The sequence below is a fragment of the Agriterribacter sp. genome, from assembly GCF_035497235.1.
Lineage (GTDB): Bacteria > Bacteroidota > Bacteroidia > Chitinophagales > Chitinophagaceae > Agriterribacter.
On the sequence record NZ_DATJEB010000011.1, the window covers coordinates 1 to 23,857 of the forward strand.

Consider the following 23,857-nt stretch of genomic DNA (forward strand, 5'->3'; position numbering starts at 1 on the left):
CCAATTTGAAATTTGTGTCAGCGATTTTACCTGTATCCACGGCAATGCTAAAAAAACGATGTCTGCTTCCGCTGCTTCGGTAGCAGTAACCGCCGTTGCACCGTTTCCTAACTGAACAATGGTTTCCTTTAATGAGTCAGGATGTTTGCTGTTACTGATTTTTACAAAGTACCCGTTTTTCACCAGGTGTGCGGCAACTGTCTTACCAATATTGCCTGCTCCGATAATTCCTATTGTCTTTTTCATTTTATTTTATTTTATTTAATTGTTGTTATTTTTTTAAGTTGTAATTCAGCTCCTTCAAGTTTCCAATTGCGGCTTCTATACTTCTACCGGCACATTGATTTCCTGCCTTACAAACTGTACCTCGCTTTGGATCCTTACGTCTTCTCCAAGCATCAATCCGCCGGCTTCCAGTGCGACATTAATCTTGATTCCCCAATCGCTGCGATTAATTTTTCCGCTTACCAGGAACCCTGCTTTTTCTTGCCCATAAGGGTCCTTCACTATTCCATTAAACTCCATAGTGAGCTTTACCGGTTTTGTAACACCTTTCAGGGTCAAATTGCCATACAGGTTGAACGATTCGTCGTCTGTTTGCTCAATTCGGGTAGATGTAAACTTTAGCTGAGGGAATTTTTCCACTTCAAAAAAATCTGAATTGCGCAAGTGGGCATCCCGTTGTTCATTATTGGTAGAAATAGAATTCATTTCGGCTGTGAGATTAATATTCGCCTTACTGAAATCCGTTCCTTCTGTTGTCGCCTTTGCGCTAAAATTTTTGAACGCCCCGGAAACGTTGCTGATCATAAGATGTTTGATTTTGAAAGTCAATTCACTGTGTGCAGGGTCGAGTAACCATTTTGTTGTTTTCATTATTTTATTGTTTTATGATTATTTAATGGTGCAAAGATGCGGGCATAATGTGCCCTTCTCCAATGACATTTGAAGGAAAAAACCCTTGACATTTGTCAAGAACAATCATTAAAAATCAAATTATTTTCTTGTGGATTGGCTCCTTACCCTGCTTAAAGTTTCAGCAGATAGCCCGAGGTAAGATGCAATCATGTGCAGCGGCACACGATTGCTGATGGAAGGATATTTTGAAATAAAGTCGCTGTATTTTTCCTCAGCGGATAGAGCTATATTGGCATGGATACGCTTCTGCAAAACGACAGCATTTTTTTTAAGTGTTTCATTTACAAAATCATTGAAGGCGGGAATAGTTTTACGGATCATTTCAAAATCTTCTTTCTTCAACAATAAGATCTCGCTTTCTTCAATGGCATCAATATCATATTTTGAAGGCAAGCCATAGTTCATACTTTCGAAGTCGCCGGTCCAATGATTTTCGGGAGCAAACTGCATAATGTGTTCCTGGCCCTTTTCGTCCACATAATAATATCGCAGAAAACCTTTGCATACAAAAGCATGAAAGCGGGAAATATCTCCCGCCTGTAAAAGGTATTGCCGTTTTCGCAATTTTTTAAATAACGAAACCGATTCAATCAACTCATAATCCTCGTTGGTTAAAGTAATTTTATCTTCTAAATATTTTCGGAAAATGTAAAACATTCTTTTAATAATACATTGGAAAAATTAAGTGTTCTGTTCTGTAAAGTTATGAATGTTTTATGTGCAGGATGTCATTTAGCACTTGCTAAGAAATGGTTCGTGAAGACACGAACCAAGGTGGGACATATATGGCAACTATTTTATTATAGAATTTCATCTTGATAAATTTTTATTTGTTTGGATGAATTAATTGATGGATAATCTGTGTAGCCTGCTGCACCCGGCGTATAGAGTGTATTATAATCAACAGGATTAAGTGCAGCTTTTGTTTTTATTCTTTCAACAAAATCCGGGTTGGATAAAAAAGAACGCCCAAACGCCACCAGGTCTGCAAAGCCTTTGTGAAGCGCTTCTTCACCCGTTTCAGGAGAAAGTCCGTTGGCTAAAATAATGGTTCCTGAAAAGTTGTCCCTAATGGCTTGAAATGTTTTTTCAGGAATAGGTGCATTAACAGCTATATGCAGATATGCGATTTGAAGATCGTCTAATTCTTGAGCAAGATAAGCGTAGGTGTTGTGCGTTTCTTCTTCGCCATATTCTGTCAAATCACCCAATTTTGAAAAGGGCGAAAAACGGATCCCCACTTTTTCTTTTCCGATAGCATTGGCTACTGCCTGAACTACTTCAATGGTAAACCTGCTACGGTTCTCAATACTGCCTCCATATTCATCTTCACGATTGTTGACATGAGGATTTAAAAACTGCTCTAACAAATACCCATTGGCGCCGTGAATTTCCACGCCATCAAAGCCGGCTTCTATCGCATTTTTTGCAGCCACTACAAAACCTTCAATTACATTTTTGATACCTTCTCTTGAAAGTGCGATCGGCTCTGAATAATCCTGCAAACCTTTGGTATCGGTGAATATTTGCCCGATTGCTATAATATCTGAGGCACCAACCAGAGTGATTCCTTCAGGTAGATTATCTCTATGCCCGATACGGCCGGTGTGCATCAACTGCAAAAATATTTTGCTTCCTCCGCGATGCACTTTATCAGTAACCGGTTTCCATCCGTCTATCTGCTGTTGGCTAAAAACTCCGGGTATCCTGGGATAGCCCAATGCTTCGGGGGCAGGCGCGGTCCCTTCTGTAATAATCAGTCCGGCGCCGGTACGCTGACCATAATAGTCTGCCATTAATTGATTGGGCAGGTTGCCTATGGCACGGCTGCGTGTCATTGGCGACATTACCAAATGGTTTTTCAGCTCTAAGTTGCCTTTTATATAAGGCGATAATAATTTTTTCATCTTTGTTGTATTTAATAATTTGATACAGCAAAGTTGAGTTGAACTGTGGGGGTTAAATAACCCTGAAAGTCCTATTAATAGTCTTATCCGGTGCGTTTCAAATTGTTCCATAGACCGGGCTGGTAGTGGGCGGTGAAGACACCGCCCACGGCGCGCGCCCCGGTTCGTATCTTCACGAACCGGCGACAATTTGAAATGCACTCCTATCCGGTGGCAGAATATTTTTTGGGCGCCATTCCGTAATGTCTTTGAAATAAGCGGCTGAAATGACTAAGATTAGAAAAACCAAGCTGGTAGCCCACTTCGGAAACAGAATATCCTGCTTGCATTAATAAAAAAGCGGCTTCTTCCATCCTCATTTTTTGGTAGTAGTTGTAGATGGTATCGCCAAAGGTCTGTTTGAACAGCTGTTTCAGTTTGGTTTCACTCATGCCAACTGTAGCGGCAAGAGTAGGTATTGAAGGCGGATCACTAATGTCTGCTAAAATAATATTGCGGGCCTCAAGCAGTTTTTCAGCATCCGCATTATTAACAGCCTTCTGCGAAGTATTTTCTCTTTTGGATAGTTTATGAAACAAATGATACAGTAATTCCTGCACTTTTATCTGAACCAAAAAGTTGCTTAAATCATCATTCATATTGATGGCGGCAATATTTTTCAGTGTTTGCTGCGTTTCGGTATTCATGCTTTCGAAATATAAGAAAGATGCCCCTCCGGTAGTGATCGTCTGTAAAACCTGGTTGGGGTTCTCAACGCCCAATAGCGAAGCCAGTTTCAATGAAGTAATTCCCACCACTACATATTGTGTTTCGGTATTGGCCGGAAACCGGATAACAGAACTCAGGTCATTGGTGGTAACCTGTATAGCAGATTCATTTTTCCGGGAAAACTTTACCGGTTGTTCATTGTTATAAACTAAGTCAAGAGGTTGCTCATTGTTATAAAAGAAAATACTTAATAAATCATTGGGTTCAACAGCAGCATTTCTTTTAATGATCAAATCTTCCTTTAGTTTATAGCGGTGGATCAGCAGCCTGAAATCGTTTCCAAATACTACCATTCTTATGTAACCTTCGCCCATCGAAGCCGGAATAGTGAGGTAATTATCCCGAAGCGGAATACCGTACTTTTTCGAAAAGCCTGTAATAAAGTCGAAATGGAGCGATGCTGTAAATTCAAATATCATGTTGCAATGTCACTTTTAGGATTCAGGGTTACCAACCTTTTGAAGGTTGGCAGCTCTAAATAAAAGTAATTGATATTTTCAATTATTTACGCCGTTGTTGGTGTTGCGTGTAGGTTCGTGTGCATCAGCTTCACCAACAACACCTAAGATCATCCACGGGTGTTGGCTCATTTTAAAGTAAATGCTGAAGACTACAAATATCCTCCTGCAAATTTTTATGAAATCCTGGCGCTGAACGATTCGCCGGGGTCTGCAATCCACCCATTGAAGAGAATCAGGTACTGGTGAATGCGGTGCTGGAACACATTCCTATGGTGATTGATCCTGATGGCGCCCAGGCGTTGATATTCGATTTGGATTTTGTTGAAATGCTGCCAAGTGGTAAGATCAAAAAAGGGGACCGTGAGATTGCTACAGATATTTTTTAAACCGGAATTTTAGGCATATACTAAAGTGGCATAGAAATCAATGAAACTTTTTATATTCGGACAACCCTTAACAGTGAACTTGAAAAAGCTATATTCATTTTTTCTGACGTTGCTATATATCAATATAGCTTATTCACAAATGTCAGATCTCTCCGCTCCGAGCCTTATTGATATTGAAAAGATGAAGAGCTTTCAAAATAAAAGAGACCATGAGAAGCCGGGTGTATATGAAATTGTGGGCACGCTTTCAAAACATGAAATCTCTACAGGAGATACTACTTTTTTATCTGTATATATCAGTGGGTATGGAAATGTAGGAGGAGCAAAAGTTTATTTCATGCCATCATCTGAAATATTTGACCAATCATCAACTGTAGATGACGGAATGAATATAGTAAAACAAACTTCAAAAGGAACTTATATCGAATTTGGGGATGGTAGAGGGAGAGAATTTGGAAAAGCGCTCAGCATAATTACGACTTTACATGGATGGCAATCAGAAAATTGGGATTGAAATGCAATTTTTCTTGATTGGAATGTAGAAGATACTTTAAGTTTTTCAATTTTAACAGAGAAAAAAGTTAATCGCCCTCCCTTGAGTTACAACCTGATTTCCAAAAAGGATAGGAAGCGTTCAAAAAAGACGCCGGAACAAAGAAAGCAAAGACAAGACCATCTAAGGAAGTTTGTTTGGAAAGTAAAATGCCTATTTTTCAATCATTACAAAGCGAACAATTAAACCAGACGAAAAGAATGCGTAAAAAGCCCCATAATACTTTTGGAATAATAATACGGATGAAATTGCAAATGGTATAGAAGCTATTGTCAATCCCTGATTTCACAAGCTACAAAAACTAAAAGGGTGAACTTGGATGTATCTCATCTCATCCATTATGCAAGTACAGCAAAAGACCCCTTTCCTGGCGCGAGCTTCTCGCTTGTGCCGTTTGCCTTTAATTCGCGCCGGGGTCTCACGCTTTACACAGTTGCCTGACTGTGAAGGCCCCATCGGGAAGAAAAAAATGGAAAAGCGGTCAGCCCGCGCATGAAACGCAGACTGACCGCTTTCTTATTTGTAATTTACTACTCACGTTTCACTACCTGAGCAGTCAGTTTTCAGCCGTCAGCAATCAGCTAAGGTATACTAACGATAAGCTATTCACTACTCACCACTGACTATTCACCATTGACTCTTACCACTCACTACTGACTACTCGCTAAAACCAGCTTCCAATCCATGCTTTATTAACACTGTTGCCTAATTTTCTTCTTCTGCGGGTGGTATTTATCCGCTGGCGGATCATGGTATATATGATTAACAGCATAAATATAATAGTGAAGGGGGGTATGCCCAGCATAGAAATCCATTTGCCACCAAACTGCCTGCGCATAGGTCTTCTGAGCCTTTCAGCAACCAGGTACATACTGGGTACAATAATCAGCGTCATAAAGAACGCGAAGATCAAACCAAAGATAATAGTCCATGCGAGGGGTTTCCAGAAACGTGCGCTGTCGCCACCAAAGAAAATATGTGGTTCAAAACTGGAGAATAACCCCACAAAATCAATATTGAATCCTACAGCTAATGGTATTAATCCAAAGATAGCAGCCAATGCGGTGAGTAATACGGGAATGATACGTATTTTACCTGCTTCAATCATAGCTTGCCGGGTTTTTAAGCCACGACTTCTTAACTCATCTGCGAACTCAATCACCAATATACCGTTCTTCACCACAATGCCGGCCAGCCCCACAATACCCAGCCCGGTAAACGCCACCGACACCTCCATACCGGTTAAACTAAATCCTAATAACACCCCAATGATGCTAAAAATAATCTCCATTAAAATAATTACAGGTTTACTTACCGAGTTAAACTGCAATACCAGGATAAACAAGATGAGCATCAAAGCAATAACCATAGCCTTAACAAGGAATGCGCCGGTTTCTGCCTGCTGCTCTCCTTCACCGGTTTGTTTAATGGTAACGCCATCGGTCCTTCCGGGAAAAGCAGCGATATAATTTTTGATTTGCTGATTAACAGCCGTTGGCGTGTAGCCCTGCGATGTAAGTACATTGGAACGCAGCGTTATAACCCGCTTCTGGTCTTTTCGCTTTACGCTGCCCAGGGTATTGGTATAATCTACTTTTACCAGCGAACTAATGGGTACATTTTTTATAGCGCCGCCACTGGCCATATCCCGGAAAGTAATATTCATATTCAACAAATCGGAAAGGCTCTTACGCTGCATTTCATTATTACGCAACTGAATCTTATATTCATCTTCCCCGTCTTTTATTTTAGATACTTCTCTTCCAAACAGCGCTGTACGGATTTCCATACCAATCTGCGCCGAAGAAACCCCTTCTATCAGCGCCCTTTCCCTGTTTACAAAAATGCTGATCTCCGGATTGGTTAAATCCACATCCATCTTCAGCTCTTCCACACCAGGCACCTGTATAGAATCTAAATAATTCTTTAATGCTACACCCGTTTTAATCAGCTTATCAAAATCTTCGCTGGCTACTTCAATATTAATGGGAGGATCGGTGGGTGGGCCGCTGGCTTCCTGGTCTACCGAAATTTCGGCGCCGGGAATGCCTTTAATAACATGGCGGATAGAATCGAGCAGCGCTGCTGTAGAGGCGCCGTGCCTCTTTTCAAACTCCACAAAAGAGACCTGCACCCTACCCAGCTCCGGACGAGCGCTCCTGTCACCGCTCTGCGGATCGCCGGCGCCAATGGCTACGTTCGAGATCACACTTTCAACAATGGGATTCTTTTTGCCATTTTCCATACCCAATACCTTGTACACGCGGTGTTCCAGGTCGCGGGTGATAGAATCGGTATATTCTACATCGGTGCCTACCGGCAATTTCAGGTATACATAAATAAAATTAGGATCGGCCTTGGGGAAGAAAACAATCGGCACCCGCTGGCTGCTTACTGCCGACACAAATATCATAAAACTCAGGATCAGCAAACCAATAGTGCCTATTATTAAATGCACGGGCCGCCATCCTTTTAAAGCCCAGCGCAGCAAGGTTTCGTAATGCGACATGATCCAGGGTAACACCCTGTTCTGAAACGCGTGGATCACTCCCTCCAGCACATAGCGGTTCAGCAAAACCATCAGCACTAAAAACAACAGGATATTACCTAAAAAAGGAGCGCCTGAAAGATCGAGCACAATACCCGCCGCAATAGCAACCCAGAAAAAGGGCTTTTTGAATATAGCGGATTTCTTTTCCTTCCCTTCCCCTTCGGGGTGATTCATGAAGTCAACCGCAAATACCGGGTTCATAATAAAGGCCACGATGAGCGATGCCGTAAGCGTAAAGATGAGCATTACCGGCAGGTATATCATGAATTTACCAATAATACCCGGCCAAAACAATAACGGGAAGAAAGGCGCAAGGGTAGTGAGTGTACCCGCCAGCACCGGAATAAATACCTCCCCCGCAGCTACAATGGCCGACTTCTCAGACGTTAGCTTACCCTTTGCCTGCATAAATATGCGATGCGTGTTTTCTATGACGACAATGGCATCATCTACTATAATGCCCAGCCCAAAAAGCAACGCGAACAATACCATAAAATTGAGCGTAACATTTGCTCCTATGATAAGATCTGCCGCAGGCAAAAACATAAAGGCAACGAACATACTGAGCGGAACGGAAAGCGCCACAAAAAACGCATTGGTAACCCCCATAAAAAACATGAGGATGATTAATACGAGAATGAAACCAATAACAATGGAATTCACCAGCTCATCAAAAGAATGTTTGGCGTTTTTACTTTGATCGCCGGTTAAGGTAATGTTCAGGTCTTTAGGAAACTCACCATCCTGCATTTCCTTCACCGCCAGTTTTACCGCATCGGCTGTTTCAATAAGGTTTTCGCCCGAACGTTTAACGATATTAAGTGTAATTACATTTTCGCCATCCAGCCGCGCATAGCTTTCTCTTTCTTTGGTAGTGTCTTTAATAACCGCAATATCTTTCAGGTAAATAGAGGCGCCGGTTGGACTTCTTACCACCACTTTTTCAATATCGGAAGCCGAGCGGAACTGTCCTTTGAGCTGCAATGTGCGCTTCATATTACCCACCTCCAGCAAGCCGCCGGAAATGTCCATATTTTCCCGCGACACGGCATTGGCAATATCATCAAAAGTAATATTGGCACTGCGCATCCTGTAATTATCTACATTGATCTGGAACTCTCTTTCAGGAGCGCCTACAATATCAACCCGCGTTATTTGCGAAAGCTCTTCCAGTTTATCCTGTAAATCATCGGCGTACTTCTTTAACTTCATTTCATCATAATTCCCGCTCATATTTACATACATGATAGGAATTTCAGATAGGCTGACTTCCATAACCGTAGGCTCTTCTGTAAGATCGGTAGGCAAATCCTTCTTGGCCTTATCCACCGCGTCCTTTACCTTCTGCACCGCCACATCTATATCTACATCTGTATTAAACTCTACCACAATAGCGGAAAAGTCCTGCACGGAAGTGCTGGTGGTTTTCTGGATTTTTACACCTGTAATACCCTTGATCTCTTTTTCTATAGGCTGGGTAACCAGGTTCTCTATATCACGGGGCGAATTACCTACATATACGGTTTGAATATATACCGTTGGAATTACAATATCAGGAAATTGTTCTTTTGGCAAAGTAACAAACTCGTATATGCCAATTGCACTGATAAATAACATCATCAGGTAAATGGAAGTCCTGTTCTTTATACTCCAGGTTGTAGGCCCGAACTGTTTAAACTTACCGGTCAGATTTTCTAAAGCACTCATATTAATTAGTGTTGTATATCTACAAAAGATTGTCTGTGCAGTCAGCGGTCAGCATTCAGCCGTCAGCTATCAGGTAAAAACTACTAAAGATGGGATCGATACTTTTTCTCTTCTCCCCTCCCTCTTCTCACCTCTCACTTTTCGCCTCTCTATTCTCACCTCTCACCCCCTGTTCCCTAAGTCGCGTTTGTTGTAAGCGGCTGGCCCTCATACAATCCCTGGAAGCCATCGGTTATGATCTGCTCTCCTGCTTTCAAACCAGATTTCACTTCTACTTTGTCGCCATACAATTGTCCTATCTCAACAGGTTTTTTGCGTGCAATCCATTTGTCGCTCTCTTTTACCGCTACCATTACAAACTTCCCTTTATCATCGTTTTGCATGGTGTTCACGGGAATGGTGATCACATCTTTAGCCGTATAATCCTGAATTTTAACCAGGGCAATCTGGTTTGGCCGAAGTGATTTATCAGCAGGCATTTTCGCTTCAATATAAAAGGAGCGGCTGTTGGGATCAATTAACTTACCGGCAACCGATACCTTAGTAGTAATGATTTTGTTTCCCAGATCAGGAAAATTAACCAGCACCTTACTTCCAACACCCACACGGTCTAAATAATTTTCAGGCACCTGGGCCACAATTTTAAGGTCGTTTGTATTAACAATACGCATTTGAGGGCCACCCTGGAAAAATTCACCCACTTTCACATTCACAGTTTCCGCAACACCCGACAGCTCGGCATATACATTAGAAAAAGAAGATTGCTCTTTTGCAGTTGCAATTTGCTTGTCAATGGATTCCACATTGTTCTTTGCGCTCAGCAATTGTACTTCAGTTCCTATATGCTGGTCCCACAGGTTTTGCTGGCGTTTTAAAATATCCTTAGCATAGGCCAGTTGAGAGTTCAACTGATCAATTTGCTTTTGCGCCATAGCATCATCGAGCTTTAAGAGCAGTTGACCTTTCTTTACATAGTCGCCCTGTTTAACATATATGGCTTTTACCAGTCCGCCCTGTCCGCGCGGCGCCACATAAGCGATATTGGTGGCGTCTATGCGTCCCTGCAGATCAATATAATGTGTAAAGCTGCCGGTTTCAAGCGGTGCAATTGCCACAAGCTTCGCGTTTTCTTTTTTCTGCGAAGGGTCGAGTGTGATGATCTCTTCTTCCAGAGCGACAATTTTATCGCTCAGTACTTTTTGATCTTCCTTCATTTTATCCAACTGTGCTTTTTTCTCAGCAATAATTTTGTCCTTTCCTTTTTCAACTTTAGTAGTTGTTCCGCCACATGCCGCCAATAATACCAATGCTGCTATTACTGAAGCTGTTTTTAAAACGTTTTGCATATACCTGGTTTTATAAGTCATTCAATAGTTGTATTAAAAAATTATAATCTTCCTGTTGCCTTTATATAATCTATCCTTGCGATGATAGCATTATATAAAGCATTTATATAGTTGGTTTGCGCTGCTTTCATATCAGTTTGCGCCTGGGTAATTTCTGTATTGGAACCCGTACCAATCTCAAATTTCTTCTTCGTTTGCTGAAACACCGTTTCAGCCAGTTGCATGTTTTTCTTTTGATAGTCGAGCGTAGCTACTGCCGTGTTGAAATTATTTCTTGCCGTTTCAACTTCATTGTCAATATTAATCTTCAGGGCTTCGCGCTGGTTAAGGGATTGCTGCAGGCTTAGTTTTGCTTTGGCTATCCGGGCATTGGCCGAAAAACCGGTAAAAATGGGAATATTCAGTTGCAATGAAACCGCGGAAATATTAAACCAGCTTCCATCGCCCAAAAAATCAAACTTGTTACGCTGGGCGCTTTTATTATAATAACCATTTAAATTAAGGGTAGGCAATTTGGATAGCCTGTACCTGCGTATATCATACTCCTTTAATTTAATACCCAACTCCGCATACTGATAATCTTTACGCTGGCTATAATCAAAATCATTTAGCAGTAATATCCCGTTTTTTATTTTTTCATCCGTCAGGCTGTCTGTGAGTACCAGCGAATCCTTCACAGGCATGCCCATTAAAACTTTAAGCCCCAGGTAACCATTTTGTATCTGATTCAATGCACTTTCTTTTTCAGTTTGGAGATTAGCCAATTGAACCGATAATTTGTCGAGGTCCAGCTTTTCCGCAAAGCCATTTTCATGCATTATTCTGGTATCGTGCTGTAATTTATTCAGCAACTCAATATTGGCATCCAGCAATTCTATTTGTGTTTTACTCACTACCAACTGATAATATATTTTATATACATTGGCTCTTATGGTTTCTTCCGTTAGTTCCGCGCCCTTTTCCTGAAATTGAATTAATGTTCTTCTTGCCTGCAATCCTACAAACACCTGCCCGTCAAATAATATCTGACTTAAGGAAACGCCCGCCGTAGCGCTGAATTTCGTGCCAAATTGCGCTGCTATAAAACCAAAATCCGAAGGCATCTTAATCGGATTACCATTGCCATCTTTCACTCCTTCATTTACCAGCACCTGGTAGGCTGCCGGCCCAATAAAGTTGGGGATGACCTGGGTCGCTACATTGGGGTTGTAGCTGGTTCCAATTGTGCCATGTATTTGCGGGTAAGCCGCGCCGGTAAACTCCCTGTTGGTTTGCTCCTGTATTTTTATATCCAGCAGCGCATTTTTTACCTGAACATTATTTTGTTTGGCATAGTCTATGGCCTGCTGTATTGAAAAAGCATGCACTTGCGGTGATTGCGCTTGCTGTGCCTGCACGCTTGCTGAACATACTGCCACAAGCATTATTAATCCCCACGCTGCCAGTTTCCATTCTTTTATCTTCATATTGTTTATTTATAGTATGGTTAACAGATCTCCCGGTTAATTGTATGCTTTAGTTGTTATATGATTGCTGATATAGTTTTCATGTATGATTTCCCTGCCTTTTTTGATAATATTTCTGAACCAGTTTCTGCCCCTTCAAACTGGTAATACCATATAAAAAAAGAACAGTTAACTCCTCAAGGATAGTACCAAAATCCAGCTTACCCGGATGAAAGAGATCGGGATTAAATAACATGAATACAGAAGCCAGCCTGAACCGGGCTACGAGATCGGTATTGAGATCCGGCCGGTACAATTGCATCGCTATACCCTGTTCAAGGTTCTCTTTTATTTGCCTGTACAGGAACTTGTTTTTATGATCAGCGATTTTTTTATATGCAGCCGGGTGATATTTCTGCAAATCATACATAATAGTAGGATTCATCGTCTTCAACATCTCCTTTACCATATCTGCCGCCACAAATATTTCATGCACCGGGTTCTCGCTTTGTTCCCTGTACATGGAACATTCATTGGCATTATGTTTTACTACAATATCTATGGCGCTATCCACCAGGGTATCTTTATCGGCATAAAACTGGTAAATGGTTTTTTTGCTGATACCCAACTGCGATGCAATTTCATCCATGCTGATACTGCGGATCCCGTATCTCAAAAATAAATCGTGCGCCTTCTGCGCTATTCTTTCCTGTATCTCCATAACTTCAAAATCAGCGGCAAAACTATAAAAACTTTTATCGTTACCAAAGTTTCCATCATTTTTTTTTATGCTTTTTGATGAACGGTAAATGCATGATAACCTGTGGTACCGTATCATATTACCCGTATGGCGGGATTAGGCTAATTTTACTATACTAAAACATACATAATGGCTACAAGAAACTGGTTAGAGAAACTATTGCATATCTTTTTACAGGGGCTTATCATCCTGGCGCCCATTGTAATAACCGTTTGGGCAGTAACATCGCTTTTTAATTTTGTTGACAGGATATTACCTGATCTTTTGGGGGATGCTATTCCGGAGTTTTCCAGGTATTATCTTCCGGGCATGGGGTTTATTGTAGCGCTGCTTTTAATTTTTGTTGTAGGCTATATTTCTTCCTCTTTTGTAGTAGGGAAATTAGTGGAACTATTCGACAGCATACTGGAGAAAACACCTGGAATAAAAATTATTTACAGCACGCTTAAAGATTTTTTTGAAGCATTTGCCGGCAATAAAAGAAAGTTTGATAAATCGGTTTTAGTAGCCGTTAATGCCGAAGATGTGTGGCAAATTGGTTTTATTACACAGCAGGAAGTACATGAGTTTGGACTGAATGATTTTGTGGCGGTATATGTTCCGCAATCCTATGCTTTTGCGGGGCATTTATATTTTGTGAAAAGGCAAAGGGTGAAACTATTAACCGACATCAGTTCGGCCAATGCCATGAAATTTGCTATATCGGGTGGGGTAACCAATATAGATGATGATACGCCGGACACTGCACTGAAATAAACGCGCCGGACAAACAGACCATTTTTAAAAGTAAACTCCTGTATCGGTTTATTATTCACCACGTCAACTATCACCGCATCGGGCGGCATATTTGCATGGCTGCGCCAAAGTACGAGATAAAAAGTTTTAAAAGGTTACCTTCGCGGCCTTAACCAAAAAGGTAAATATGAAACTGGAAGCATTGTTGTTAGCAAGAAGCGAAAACAAATGTGAACTATGTAAAGCTGAAGAGGATATACAATTGTATGAAGTACTCCCGCAACCGGGCAGAGATGCAGAAAACTGCATTATGATCTGCGATACATGCCGTACACAGGTCGAAAAGAAAGCGGTACTCAACAGCAGCCACTGGCATTGTTTGTCGGAAAGCATGTGGAGTGAAGTTCCGGGTGTGCAGGTAGTGGCATGGCGTATGCTGAGCCGCCTGCGCAATGAAAGCTGGGCGGCCGATAACTTAGAGATGCTTTACTTGGATGATGAAAAATTGAATTGGGCCAAGGCTTTGGGCGATCATGAAAATGATGCGGCAGTAGAATTGCATAAAGATTGTAACGGACAGGTGCTGCAAAGCGGTGATGCCGTGGTTTTAATAAAGTCGCTGGACGTAAAGGGTTCAACCCTGAATGCCAGGATGGGAACAGTAGTAAAGAACATTCGCGTTGTGGAAGACAATACGGAGCAGATAGAAGGAAAGATAGAAGGACAAACCATTGTTATTCTTACCAAATATGTAAGGAAGCAGGTCAGCTAATTACCGGCTTAAAAATTAAAAGCCGCAATAAAACCAGAAACGAAAGGCTTATAGCCGTTAATTCCTTTCATATAGGATAAGCGGCGTGCTTCAATATTATTTTACCTGCTGTTCTTTCTTCCATATATCTACCGGAACATCATTTTGCAAAGCTTTTCCCGCTGTGCTTCTGCCCTTTTGCACATAAGATTCCAGTAAAGCGGTAAGCTGTTTTACCACAGCCGGATATTCAGCCTGCACATTATATTTTTCAGCAGGATCGGACAACAGATCATACAACTGCACAACGGGCAACCCCCGTTTTAATGCGTCTTTATTGGTTGGAGCGCTCCAGCCGCCGGAGCCTGCACAGCATATCAGTTTCCATTTGCCCTGCCGTATGGCAAAATTACCATCTATAGCATGGTGTACAGTGGCTTGCCGTACAGGATGGTGAGCGCCTTTCAATAAAGGTAAAATGCTATAACTGTCCGGCCCGGCGGTTTCGGGTAATTTCACTTTCAACACATCAGCCAGGGTTTTCATCAAATCGGTCTGGCAAAGGGTTTCCTTATTAACAGTTCCGGCTTTAACCACCGGAGGCCAACGCACAATAAAGGGTATGCGATGTCCACCTTCATAAATATCTGCTTTGGCGCCGCGGTATATACCACTGGGTTCATGCCCGTGTTTTTTCAGGGTGGCATAATCCGCATAGGGTGCATAGCCATTATCGCTTGTAAAAATCACAATCGTGTTTTCCGCAATGCCTTCTTTCTGTAACGCCTGCATTATTTCACCCACAACCCAATCGGTTTCCATTACATAATCGGCATAATCATTTATGCCGCTTTTACCCCGGAAAGCTTTACCTGTTACGAGCGGTGTATGCGGAGACGGTAGTGCCAGGTACAAAAAGAATGGCTTGTCTTTATTAGAGCGGATATAGGCAGTTGATTTGCCGCTAAGCGTTACCAGTGTAGTAGTAAGGTCGTAATCTTTTGCTTTCAGTCCTGCACGGAAATTATTAAATTCTTTTCCTGTTGTTTTTTCACCAGGCACTTCCACCGCCTTATCATTTTCGATATATACGTAGGGCGGCATATCGAGCGAGGCGCTGATACCAAAAAAATAATCAAATCCGTAATGTACCGGTCCCCGTTTGATGGGGCGGGAGAAATCCACCTCTTCTTCTTTTAAGTCAGTTCCATATTTTCCCTCCTTTGACGCCCATTCCATCCCAAGGTGCCATTTGCCGATACAGGCGGTTTGGTAGCCCTGTTCTTTTAAGAAAGCGGGAACAGTTATAATACCAGGCTCTATCAGGGGAGCAGAATAGCCATACAATACAAAACTTTGCAATTTGGTACGCCAGGCATAACGCCCGGTAAGCATAGCATAACGGGAAGGCGTACATACAGCGGAAGCCGAATGCGCATCGGTGAACCGCATACCACCTGCCGCGAGCTGATTAATATAAGGCGTAGGTATTTTGCCCTCCGGGTTATAACATTCCGGATCGCCATACCCCATATCATCTGCCAGTATATAAATGATATTGGGTTTGCTCTTTCCTGGAGCCACAGAATTTTGCGCAAACGCGGCAACAGTAACCGCTACACAAAACAATACCAGGAGCCATGCACTTTCAGGTTTCATACTATTTTTTGAAATGAGTAAACGATATGCTTTGCCATTCCCCGGTTTTTCGCTGAACAAAAACCAGGAAATGCAGAGCCGCCGGATTCCCAACCTGTAAATTACCTTATTTGCAGGAAAGCATCCCTTTTCATGCAACGTTTGCTGCAATCCGCTGATCAGGAATACGGATTACCGCTCATTACTTTTTATACTGCGGTTTAACCAGTTCATACATTTTACAATAGGCCCGGTACTTCGAAGTGTACCAATTGCCTGAAAATATTGTATATGCGAAAGAGGGATTTGATTGTAATAATAGCCGGCATGCTTTTTACCGGGGGCTGTAGCAAGGATACTGCTCCCCTTCCGGAACAACCGGAAACGCCGGTACACGGCGCCTTGCTGCAATCCATTACCTGGGACAATGGCGCCCATGCGGTTATGGACTATAACAAGGACAGTACGCTTAAACAAATTATATACCGGTTCCGCAATTCCACGAGTGCAACGATTTTTACCTGGGAGAAAAAACAAATAAAGGAGATGTATGATGACAGGTCTTTGTACAAAAACACTTATTATTATAACGGATCCGTGGTTTCACATTATATTAATTCCCCGAAACAGATCGTGCCGGCCAATAGCTGCAAAATGGAATATGGCTATGGCGATAACGGCAGATTGTCTTCGCTCAAATACATTACCACCAATGAAGCCGGGGCGAAGGTGCAAACCGTTAGCACTTATATTTACAATACGGCCGGAGAACTGCAGGAAGTAAAAACAGTTGCTACTAATTCAGTAATTACGCATACTATTGAGCGTTATACAGATTCCGTTCATTTCAACCCGCTCGTTTTTATTGAAACGGGACTTTTTGAAAATTACCCCATCTTTAACCTGCCGCTATTGAGCAGCATGAAAAAATATCCGCAAAAGATCATCCGCATGGTAAAAATCGGTAATGACGATCCATACACAGATAAGATAGAGGAAAATATTTGTGAGATTACTAATAAGCAAATCCATACCATAACTTCAACGATAACGAGCCCGGGAATGCCGGATTATCGTGTTTCTATTACAGGAGTGTTTAAATATGAGTAAAAGGTTGTTGTATACCTGCACTGTTATGCTGCATTGTTGTTTATTGTAGCATAAACTCGGCTGCTAAGAATAGCCGGGCAGCCTTCTTCCTACAGCCCTTCTCAGTAATTTCCTGCATAGTATATCCGCTTCCCTGTTGTAGTTGATGGTATCATCCTGTTGTTGATGCGCCCTGATTTTTATAAACGCAATGGATCGTGCTGAAAGGAGTTCAAAGAAAATTTTTACAAGGACAGCATTTTGCAAGGCATTTCCCTTTTGAGTGGTGAAGTTTTGGAGTACTATTTTTTCTTTGCGTGCCGGCAAGCTTGTTACATATTGGCTGTCTGTATATACGCAGATAAGGGTGCCGGAATCGTAATGTGCCAACACGTATTGAATGCCTTTAATAACAGCTATTAATTCCATCCGGTTATGTGTAGTATGCTGTACTGTGCCAGACAATACTTCCTTTGCTGTTCCCAAAAATACAATGGCAACCCAGGTACCAATCCTTTGTTGCGTATGACAACTTCCATCGGTATATATTTCGGCTGATGTTTGCGGCATGGGGTAAAGATAGGTGTTCGCAGAAGGTTTTAATTTATTAAGCATTACGGCTTATCGCAACTTTGGGGTAAATAGAGTACACGCATAATGTTCGGGTTTGTATTTTTACAGCCCACTTTTTTATTATTCCAGGTGAATAGCACGAACCCGGGATAATTAGAATACCACCAGGAGCTGAAAACAAATTTTATACTTGTGACAAATGTAGATAAGAGCATTTCTTATCTATATACTATATATTCCCTGCGATACCTGTCGAAATATTTTTTGGCTTCTTGATTTTTTTAAATCAATACCATGACATGATTTTCTCAATTCTGAGTTTACTATACTCACAGGATTTTTTGAGTTAAAAGCAAATAATTCCTGCTCCACTATTTTATTATATATGTCGTTTGGAGAAGCAAGTGCTCCAGTGGAAGTTTTGATTTCAGTCAATCCATTGCCGGCTTCTTTCTTACCTGCTTTAAGAGTGAGAATGATGTTTACGATTAGAAGAATCGCAATGACTGAAAGGATTATGTATACCATTGTCACGGTTTTACATTAGCGTTCAAAATATAATTCAGGTAAAATAATTTTTGATTCTTGTTCTGCATCTTCTTTCAACCAGTAAACAATGAAATTCACTTTAGCGTGTTTTAAGTGATACCTAATTGATCCAGGGCCTTGTTGTGTTTTCATCATAGAGGTATTGATCTATAATTTCATTTTCTAAATGTGCAACATTTAACGCCATGTATATAAACTATTGAGCACCTGTTGCCGGAAATTCATGCGACACCTCTGCTAAACTGAAAAGTTAGCTTTACATTTATAATACCAACCCTTCCCCATTTATCACCCTGTAATCAAACCATAATGAAGCCATCAAATATATCACGCCGGAAATTTTTAGGGAATGCATCCCTTGGCGCAGGCGCCTTCGGACTTCCCGGTTATTTTTCACAGGCTGAAGGTATAAAATCTGGGGACAATGTTCCGCGACATGTAAATATTGGCACCGTTTCAATCATGGACATCTCTGCCTCCAATCCACCGGATATGATTCAAAAAGTTTTAGACGTTATGGAAAATATGTTTCCGTATAAGCCAGACATTATCTGCCTGCCGGAAATTTTTGCTTATGCCAATATAGCCAATCATCATTACCAGCTTAAAGACGTAGCCGAAAAAGTTCCCGGCGCCGTTGTTACTCCGTTTTTGAATTTTGTGCGTACGCATAACTGTTATGTAATTTGCCCTACCTATTCCCTTCACGATGGAAACATATACATTTCGGCAGTTCTGATCAGCCGGCAGGGAAAAGTAGCGGGGGAATACCATAAAATGCGGCCGGCCGAAAGCGAACTGAAAATGGGTATAACACCGGGGAAAGCTAACCCGCCTGTTTTTGAAACCGATTTTGGCAAAATCGGGGTACAGATCTGCTTCAACGTTAAATATGAAGAAGGCTGAAATGCTTTAAAAGACAAAGGAGCACAAATCATTTTCTGGCCTTCCGCTTATGCAGGAGGACAGGAAATAAGCAGCAGGGCCTGGCGCCACGAGGTGTATATCGTTACAAGCACACAAAAAGATACCAGTAAGATATGCGACATCACCGGTGAAACGATTGCTCAAACCGGCCGATGGCAGCGAAACTGGATCTGCGCACCTGTAAATCCTGAAAAAGCTTTTATTCCTAGATGGCCGGCAGTGAGCCTGTTCCCGGATATTCAAAAAAAGTATGGCCCAAGGCTAAGGCTTACTACTTTCAGCGAGGAGGAATGGACCATTATGGAAAGTGTTGATGACGGGTTAAAGATTGCTGATGTGCTGAGAGAATTTAACCTTAAATCAATGCATGCAACTTTGAAGGAACTTTCTGCAGCGTATAAAAAAGCAGGAGAGAAAGCATAAAGTGGAGCATTAAGTAAGTAGCAGTCTTGTTTTGGCAGCCCAGTCCTTTTCTGCAAGCCTGATAAAATACGTTTTCTCATTCATTATAGCTGGTGAAAATTTGCCCCGGAATGTATATGATTCATTAATGGATGGCAGTAAATGAGACAAATAACCTAATTAATGGAAAATGGTTTATTATAGCACAATCAATGTAATTTGATTGATTATGCCAAATGTAAGGCTGTATTTCAGAATGTAATTTCGTCTGCGCATAACACACCTTCCTAGCATAATGAAGGCGGCAGTATAATTTCATTCACATATTAATTGTACATTTACATACACAGTTTTTTCATCTTTCACCACCTAACCGCTAACCACCATGCACCAAAAATTATTGTTGCTCACCTGCGCTGCTGCTGTCTTTTGTCAGCAGGCATTTTGCTGGGGCTTTTATGCGCATAAGGAAATCAACCATCACGCCGTATTCCTGCTTCCTCCTGCCATGATGGTATTTTACAAACCCCATATTGATTTTATAACGGAACATGCCGTAGACCCGGACAAAAGAAGGTATATGGTTACCGCAGAAGGGGCCCGCCATTATATTGACCTGAACCGTTATGGCGCTTACCCGTTTAATGACCTGCCCCGCGCATGGTACAGTGCCGTGGAAAAATACGGAGAAGATAGTTTGATGGCGCATGGCATTGTTCCCTGGTGGATCCATATCATGCAGCAACGGCTCACCAAAGCCTTCAGCGAAAAAAACTATTCCGCCATTCTTAAACTATCCGCGGAAATAGGGCATTATATAGCAGACGCCCATGTGCCCTTACATGCCCACAGCAATTATAATGGCCAGCAAACCGGGCAGCAGGGCATTCACGGCTTCTGGGAAAGCCGCATACCGGAACTGCTGGCAAAAACTGAATTCGATTATTTTACCGGCAAGGCGCAATATCTTTCCAGTCCGCAGCAATTCATGTGGCAAAGGGTACTGGAAAGCGCCGCCGCGGCAGATACCGTTTTATCTGTTGAAAAAATACTCACGCAGCAGTTTGCACCCGATCTTAAATATGCCTTTGAAGAAAGAAATGGCGTTATTATCCGCCAGTATGCTTCTGCCTTTACCATTGCTTATAATCAGCGCCTGCAGGGCATGGTGGAACGCCGGATGCGCCAGTCTATCTTTGCTGTGGCCTCATTTTGGTATACCGCATGGATCAACGCAGGACAGCCGGAATTACAGCCGCCGGCAAATACCAGCATATCGGAAACAGACAAAAAGGATTTTGAAGCATTAGACCGCATATGGAAAACGACCAGTCCGAAGGACAGAACTTGCGGGAATTGACGTATATTTGGCGCCCTCAACGAATGCAAAGTCCAATATGAATTGGGTTTATCAATTTTTCAATTGTACGCAATGATACATAACTTTAATGCCGGCCCCAGCATTTTGCCCCGGCAGGTATTTGAACAGGCCAGCCAGGCTATTATTGATTTTAACAATACCGGGCTTTCTATCCTTGAAATAGGACATCGTACCCCGCTTTTCCAGGCAGTGCTGGATGAAGCCATCGCACTGGTAAAGGAATTAATGCAGTTAGACAGCGATCACGAAGTTTTATTTTTACATGGCGGTGCTACCACCCAGTTCTTCCAGGTGCCCATGAACCTGCTGAACGATAACGAAACGGCCGCGTATCTTGATTGTGGCGTTTGGGGAACCAAGCCTATAAAAGAGGCCAAACTTTTTGGCAATGTAAACGTAGTAGCTTCATCTAAAGACAAGGGCTATACCTATATACCCAGGGATTTTGCCATACCTGCTGATTCAGCTTATTTTCATTACACTACCAATAATACCATTGAGGGAACACAAATGCATTTTGTGCCCCAAACCAATGTACCCTTAGTTGCCGATATGAGCAGCGATATTTTAAGCTGTGTTATGGATTTTAACCAGTTTGACCTGATTTACGCCGGGGCTCAAAAAAATATAGGCGCGGCAGGGGTAAATATGGTAGTAGTGAATAAAAATATTTTGGGCAGGGTAAAAAGGCAACTGCCTTCCATGATGGATTACCGCAAACACATTGAAAACGGTTCCATGCTCAATACCCCGCCGGTATTTGCTATATATGTTTGTATGCTTACCCTGCGCTGGTTAAAGGAACAGGGCGGCGTGGCCGCTATTGAAAAAATAAATAATAAAAAAGCGGCATTGCTTTACGATACATTAGACAGCATTCCCGTTTTTAAACCCACCGTTGATAAAGCAGACCGCAGCAAAATGAATGTGGTATTTGTAATGGAAAATCCCGAACTGGAAAAAACCTTTCTTGAGCTTTGTAAAAAAGAAGGGATGGTTGGTGTGAAGGGCCATCGGAGCGTTGGCGGGTTCAGGGTTTCTTTATACAATGCCCTGCCGCTGAGCAGTGTACAGACACTGGTAGAAGTAATGCAACATTTCGCGTTAAAATACGCCTGATCAAAAACATATTCTAACACACTATCATGGCAACTATCGTTCCGTTTACCGCGTTGCGCCCGCAGGCACAATATGCCAAACAGGTAGCATCGCAGCCTTATGACGTGCTGAACAGCAAAGAAGCAAAGGAAGCAGCAAGGGGCAATCCCAATTCTTTTCTTCATATCACCAAGGCAGAGATTGACCTGCCGGAAGATACGGACGTACACGACAAAGCAGTGTATGAAAAGGCAAAGGATAACCTTCATGCTTTTATTCAGCGTGAAGTGCTGTTCCGTGAAAACAAATCCTGTTATTATATATACCAGTTGGTAATGAATGATATAAGCCAGACCGGGCTGGTTTGCGCCTCTTCTGTTGATGATTATGAAAACAACATCATCAAAAAGCATGAGTTTACACGTCCGGAAAAAGAGCAGGACCGCATCAATCATATATCCACTACCGGCGCCCAAACCGGTAATGTGTTTTTAGCGTATAAAAATGTAGCTGAGCTGGATGCGCTGATCGAAAAATGGCAGACGGATAAAAAGCCGGTATATGATTTTGTGGCCGAAGATGGCATTAGTCATACCATTTGGGTAATCAACGATGACAAGACCATTGCCGCCACTACACAAGCTTTCGCTGAAAAGGTGGAAAGCACCTACATTGCCGATGGCCACCACCGGGCGGCAAGCGCGGCTAAAGTAAGACTTACTGCCGCAGGCGATTCAGAAGGCGCCAATTATTTTTTAACCACTTTGTTTCCGGCATCCCAATTACGGATATTAGATTATAACCGGGTGGTAAAAGACCTGAACGGGTTAAGTAAAGAGACCTTTCTGCAACGCGTAGCCGAAAGTTTTGCTGTTGAAACCAGCGGTTCGGCCTTTGCCCCACAGCAACTCCATGATTTTGGAATGTATATTGATAAACGCTGGTACAAATTAACCGCAAAGCCCGGCACGTATACCGCAGACCCCATCGGCGTATTGGATGTAACTATTTTACAGAACAATCTTTTAGACCCTGTACTGGATATTAAAGACCAGCGTACCGATAAACGCATTGACTTTGTAGGTGGTATAAGAGGATTGGCTGAACTGGAAAAAAGAGTAAACAGTGGAGAGATGCAGGTAGCATTCAGCTTATACCCCGTAAGCATTCAGCAACTGTTTGATATTGCCGACAGCGGAAATGTAATGCCCCCCAAAAGCACCTGGTTTGAACCGAAGCTGAGAGATGGATTGCTGACGCATTTGATTGACTGAGTACGTTGCAGGTTACAGGTTACAGGTTTCAGGGAAAGGAGCGGTTGTGGGCAGATGTTCAGCTTTTGTACTACCGGCGAGTTATGCTCTTTAGCTTGTCGTCCTGACGAAGCTTGCCTACCGGCAGGAAAAGAAGTATCTGGATTTTGCCGTCCAAGTGGGGTCTTCATAAGGCAGGTTTGAAGCACAGCGTGACCACGGCGCAGTAATTGTAGTTGAGTTTGTCGTTTATGATTTATTGTTTATCGTTGAACCTCCTTCAGACTTCGAGTTTCTTCCTTGGAATTTAATATCAGCCACGGCGGCCAGGTTTGAATTTTATTTGTTTTTTGTGATTTGGCTTCTTGGTGCTTCCTTTCGAATTTAGGATTCCCGGCTTCGGATTTAATTTTATCTATCCAACTCCTATTCTTCCCCGTCATTGAATTCGACTCCTTTGGAGTCGCTAAAAACTTTTCTGTTCTTCTTATAAACCTTATATCCTTTCAGGATAGGAAGAAAGAGCTATCAAACAGTGGTCCGACCCTCCTGCGTTGGGTATACCAAACGCTTTACATATACGGACCTGTATTGATCCTGAAAGGGTCTAAACGTTTATAACTACACAATAAAAAGTATTACGACCCTGAAGGGGTCGA

The 23,857-nt window shown here is 42.2% G+C and carries 22 protein-coding genes; 10 read left to right on the forward strand and 12 right to left on the reverse strand.

The features are described 5' to 3' along the window. From VL121_RS02580 to VL121_RS02600, 5 genes are all read right to left on the reverse strand, one after another. Positions 1-246, reverse strand: a 246-nt coding sequence (locus VL121_RS02580; RefSeq protein WP_325401841.1) for an NAD(P)-binding domain-containing protein, incomplete at its 3' end; no start/stop codon positions are given. Positions 247-321: 75 nt separating this feature from the next. After that, positions 322-876 (reverse strand): YceI family protein, encoded by a 555-nt coding sequence (locus tag VL121_RS02585; RefSeq protein WP_325401843.1) that lies wholly within the window; start codon positions 874-876, stop codon positions 322-324. A gap of 120 nt (positions 877-996) precedes the next feature. Then, entirely contained in the window at positions 997-1,575 is a 579-nt protein-coding gene (locus VL121_RS02590; RefSeq protein WP_325401845.1) for a Crp/Fnr family transcriptional regulator, read from the reverse strand. Positions 1,576-1,718: 143 nt separating this feature from the next. Next, the gene (locus tag VL121_RS02595) at positions 1,719-2,825 is read right to left on the reverse strand and encodes an alkene reductase (RefSeq protein WP_325401847.1); all 1,107 of its coding nucleotides are present in this window, start codon (positions 2,823-2,825) and stop codon (positions 1,719-1,721) included. Positions 2,826-3,028: 203 nt separating this feature from the next. Further along, the gene (locus VL121_RS02600) at positions 3,029-4,012 is read right to left on the reverse strand and encodes a helix-turn-helix transcriptional regulator (protein WP_325401849.1); all 984 of its coding nucleotides are present in this window, start codon (positions 4,010-4,012) and stop codon (positions 3,029-3,031) included. Positions 4,013-4,296: 284 nt separating this feature from the next. On the opposite strand from VL121_RS02600, the gene VL121_RS02605 reads away from it, so the two are divergent. After that, on the forward strand, positions 4,297-4,440 hold the full coding sequence (locus VL121_RS02605) for a hypothetical protein (RefSeq protein ID WP_325401851.1): 144 nt from the start codon (positions 4,297-4,299) through the stop codon (positions 4,438-4,440). A gap of 139 nt (positions 4,441-4,579) precedes the next feature. After that, positions 4,580-4,954, forward strand: a complete 375-nt coding sequence (locus VL121_RS02610; protein WP_325401853.1) for a hypothetical protein — start codon at positions 4,580-4,582, stop codon at positions 4,952-4,954. A gap of 703 nt (positions 4,955-5,657) precedes the next feature. Here VL121_RS02610 and VL121_RS02615 read toward each other — a convergent pair. The 4 genes from VL121_RS02615 to VL121_RS02630 form a co-directional block, all read right to left on the reverse strand. Continuing rightward, the gene (locus tag VL121_RS02615) at positions 5,658-9,251 is read right to left on the reverse strand and encodes an efflux RND transporter permease subunit (protein WP_325401855.1); all 3,594 of its coding nucleotides are present in this window, start codon (positions 9,249-9,251) and stop codon (positions 5,658-5,660) included. Between the two features lie 176 nt (positions 9,252-9,427). Continuing rightward, complete coding sequence (locus VL121_RS02620; RefSeq protein WP_325401857.1) at positions 9,428-10,597, reverse strand: efflux RND transporter periplasmic adaptor subunit; 1,170 nt, start codon at positions 10,595-10,597, stop codon at positions 9,428-9,430. 41 nt (positions 10,598-10,638) lie between these two features. Further along, positions 10,639-12,063, reverse strand: a complete 1,425-nt coding sequence (locus VL121_RS02625) for a TolC family protein (protein ID WP_325401858.1) — start codon at positions 12,061-12,063, stop codon at positions 10,639-10,641. Positions 12,064-12,142: 79 nt separating this feature from the next. Then, a complete protein-coding gene (locus VL121_RS02630; RefSeq protein ID WP_325401860.1) occupies positions 12,143-12,880 on the reverse strand; it encodes a TetR/AcrR family transcriptional regulator in 738 nt (245 codons plus the stop codon). Between the two features lie 51 nt (positions 12,881-12,931). On the opposite strand from VL121_RS02630, the gene VL121_RS02635 reads away from it, so the two are divergent. Together VL121_RS02635 and VL121_RS02640 are read left to right on the forward strand one after the other, a co-directional pair. Continuing rightward, entirely contained in the window at positions 12,932-13,558 is a 627-nt protein-coding gene (locus VL121_RS02635; protein ID WP_325401862.1) for a DUF502 domain-containing protein, read from the forward strand. 166 nt (positions 13,559-13,724) lie between these two features. Then, complete coding sequence (locus VL121_RS02640) at positions 13,725-14,309, forward strand: PhnA domain-containing protein (protein ID WP_325401864.1); 585 nt, start codon at positions 13,725-13,727, stop codon at positions 14,307-14,309. Between the two features lie 96 nt (positions 14,310-14,405). Here VL121_RS02640 and VL121_RS02645 read toward each other — a convergent pair whose 3' ends face one another. Then, complete coding sequence (locus VL121_RS02645; protein ID WP_325401866.1) at positions 14,406-15,947, reverse strand: sulfatase family protein; 1,542 nt, start codon at positions 15,945-15,947, stop codon at positions 14,406-14,408. Positions 15,948-16,217: 270 nt separating this feature from the next. Between VL121_RS02645 and VL121_RS02650 the strand changes: the two genes are divergently transcribed. Next, positions 16,218-17,036 carry a hypothetical protein gene (locus tag VL121_RS02650; protein ID WP_325401868.1) on the forward strand — a complete coding sequence of 273 codons (819 nt, stop codon included), beginning with the start codon at positions 16,218-16,220 and terminating at the stop codon, positions 17,034-17,036. Between the two features lie 63 nt (positions 17,037-17,099). Here VL121_RS02650 and VL121_RS02655 read toward each other — a convergent pair whose 3' ends face one another. Both VL121_RS02655 and VL121_RS02660 read right to left on the reverse strand, forming a co-directional pair. Then, on the reverse strand, positions 17,100-17,630 hold the full coding sequence (locus VL121_RS02655; protein ID WP_325401870.1) for an RNase H family protein: 531 nt from the start codon (positions 17,628-17,630) through the stop codon (positions 17,100-17,102). 180 nt (positions 17,631-17,810) lie between these two features. Next, complete coding sequence (locus VL121_RS02660) at positions 17,811-18,116, reverse strand: hypothetical protein (RefSeq protein ID WP_325401872.1); 306 nt, start codon at positions 18,114-18,116, stop codon at positions 17,811-17,813. 330 nt (positions 18,117-18,446) lie between these two features. Here VL121_RS02660 and VL121_RS02665 point away from each other — a divergent pair, with 330 nt between their 5' ends. The 5 genes from VL121_RS02665 to VL121_RS02685 all read left to right on the forward strand — a co-directional run bounded on the left by VL121_RS02665 (position 18,447) and on the right by VL121_RS02685 (position 23,219). Next, positions 18,447-19,043, forward strand: a complete 597-nt coding sequence (locus tag VL121_RS02665; RefSeq protein WP_325401874.1) for a carbon-nitrogen hydrolase family protein — start codon at positions 18,447-18,449, stop codon at positions 19,041-19,043. 93 nt (positions 19,044-19,136) lie between these two features. Further along, positions 19,137-19,487: a hypothetical protein gene (locus VL121_RS02670; protein ID WP_325401876.1), complete on the forward strand. Its 351-nt coding sequence runs from the start codon at positions 19,137-19,139 to the stop codon at positions 19,485-19,487. 364 nt (positions 19,488-19,851) lie between these two features. Beyond that, positions 19,852-20,826, forward strand: coding sequence for a zinc dependent phospholipase C family protein (locus VL121_RS02675; RefSeq protein WP_325401878.1), 975 nt, complete (start codon positions 19,852-19,854; stop codon positions 20,824-20,826). A gap of 72 nt (positions 20,827-20,898) precedes the next feature. After that, positions 20,899-21,966, forward strand: a complete 1,068-nt coding sequence (gene serC / locus VL121_RS02680) for a 3-phosphoserine/phosphohydroxythreonine transaminase (protein WP_325401881.1) — start codon at positions 20,899-20,901, stop codon at positions 21,964-21,966. A 26-nt stretch (positions 21,967-21,992) separates the two neighbouring features. Beyond that, complete coding sequence (locus tag VL121_RS02685; RefSeq protein ID WP_325401883.1) at positions 21,993-23,219, forward strand: DUF1015 domain-containing protein; 1,227 nt, start codon at positions 21,993-21,995, stop codon at positions 23,217-23,219. Positions 23,220-23,857 lie beyond the last annotated feature (638 nt).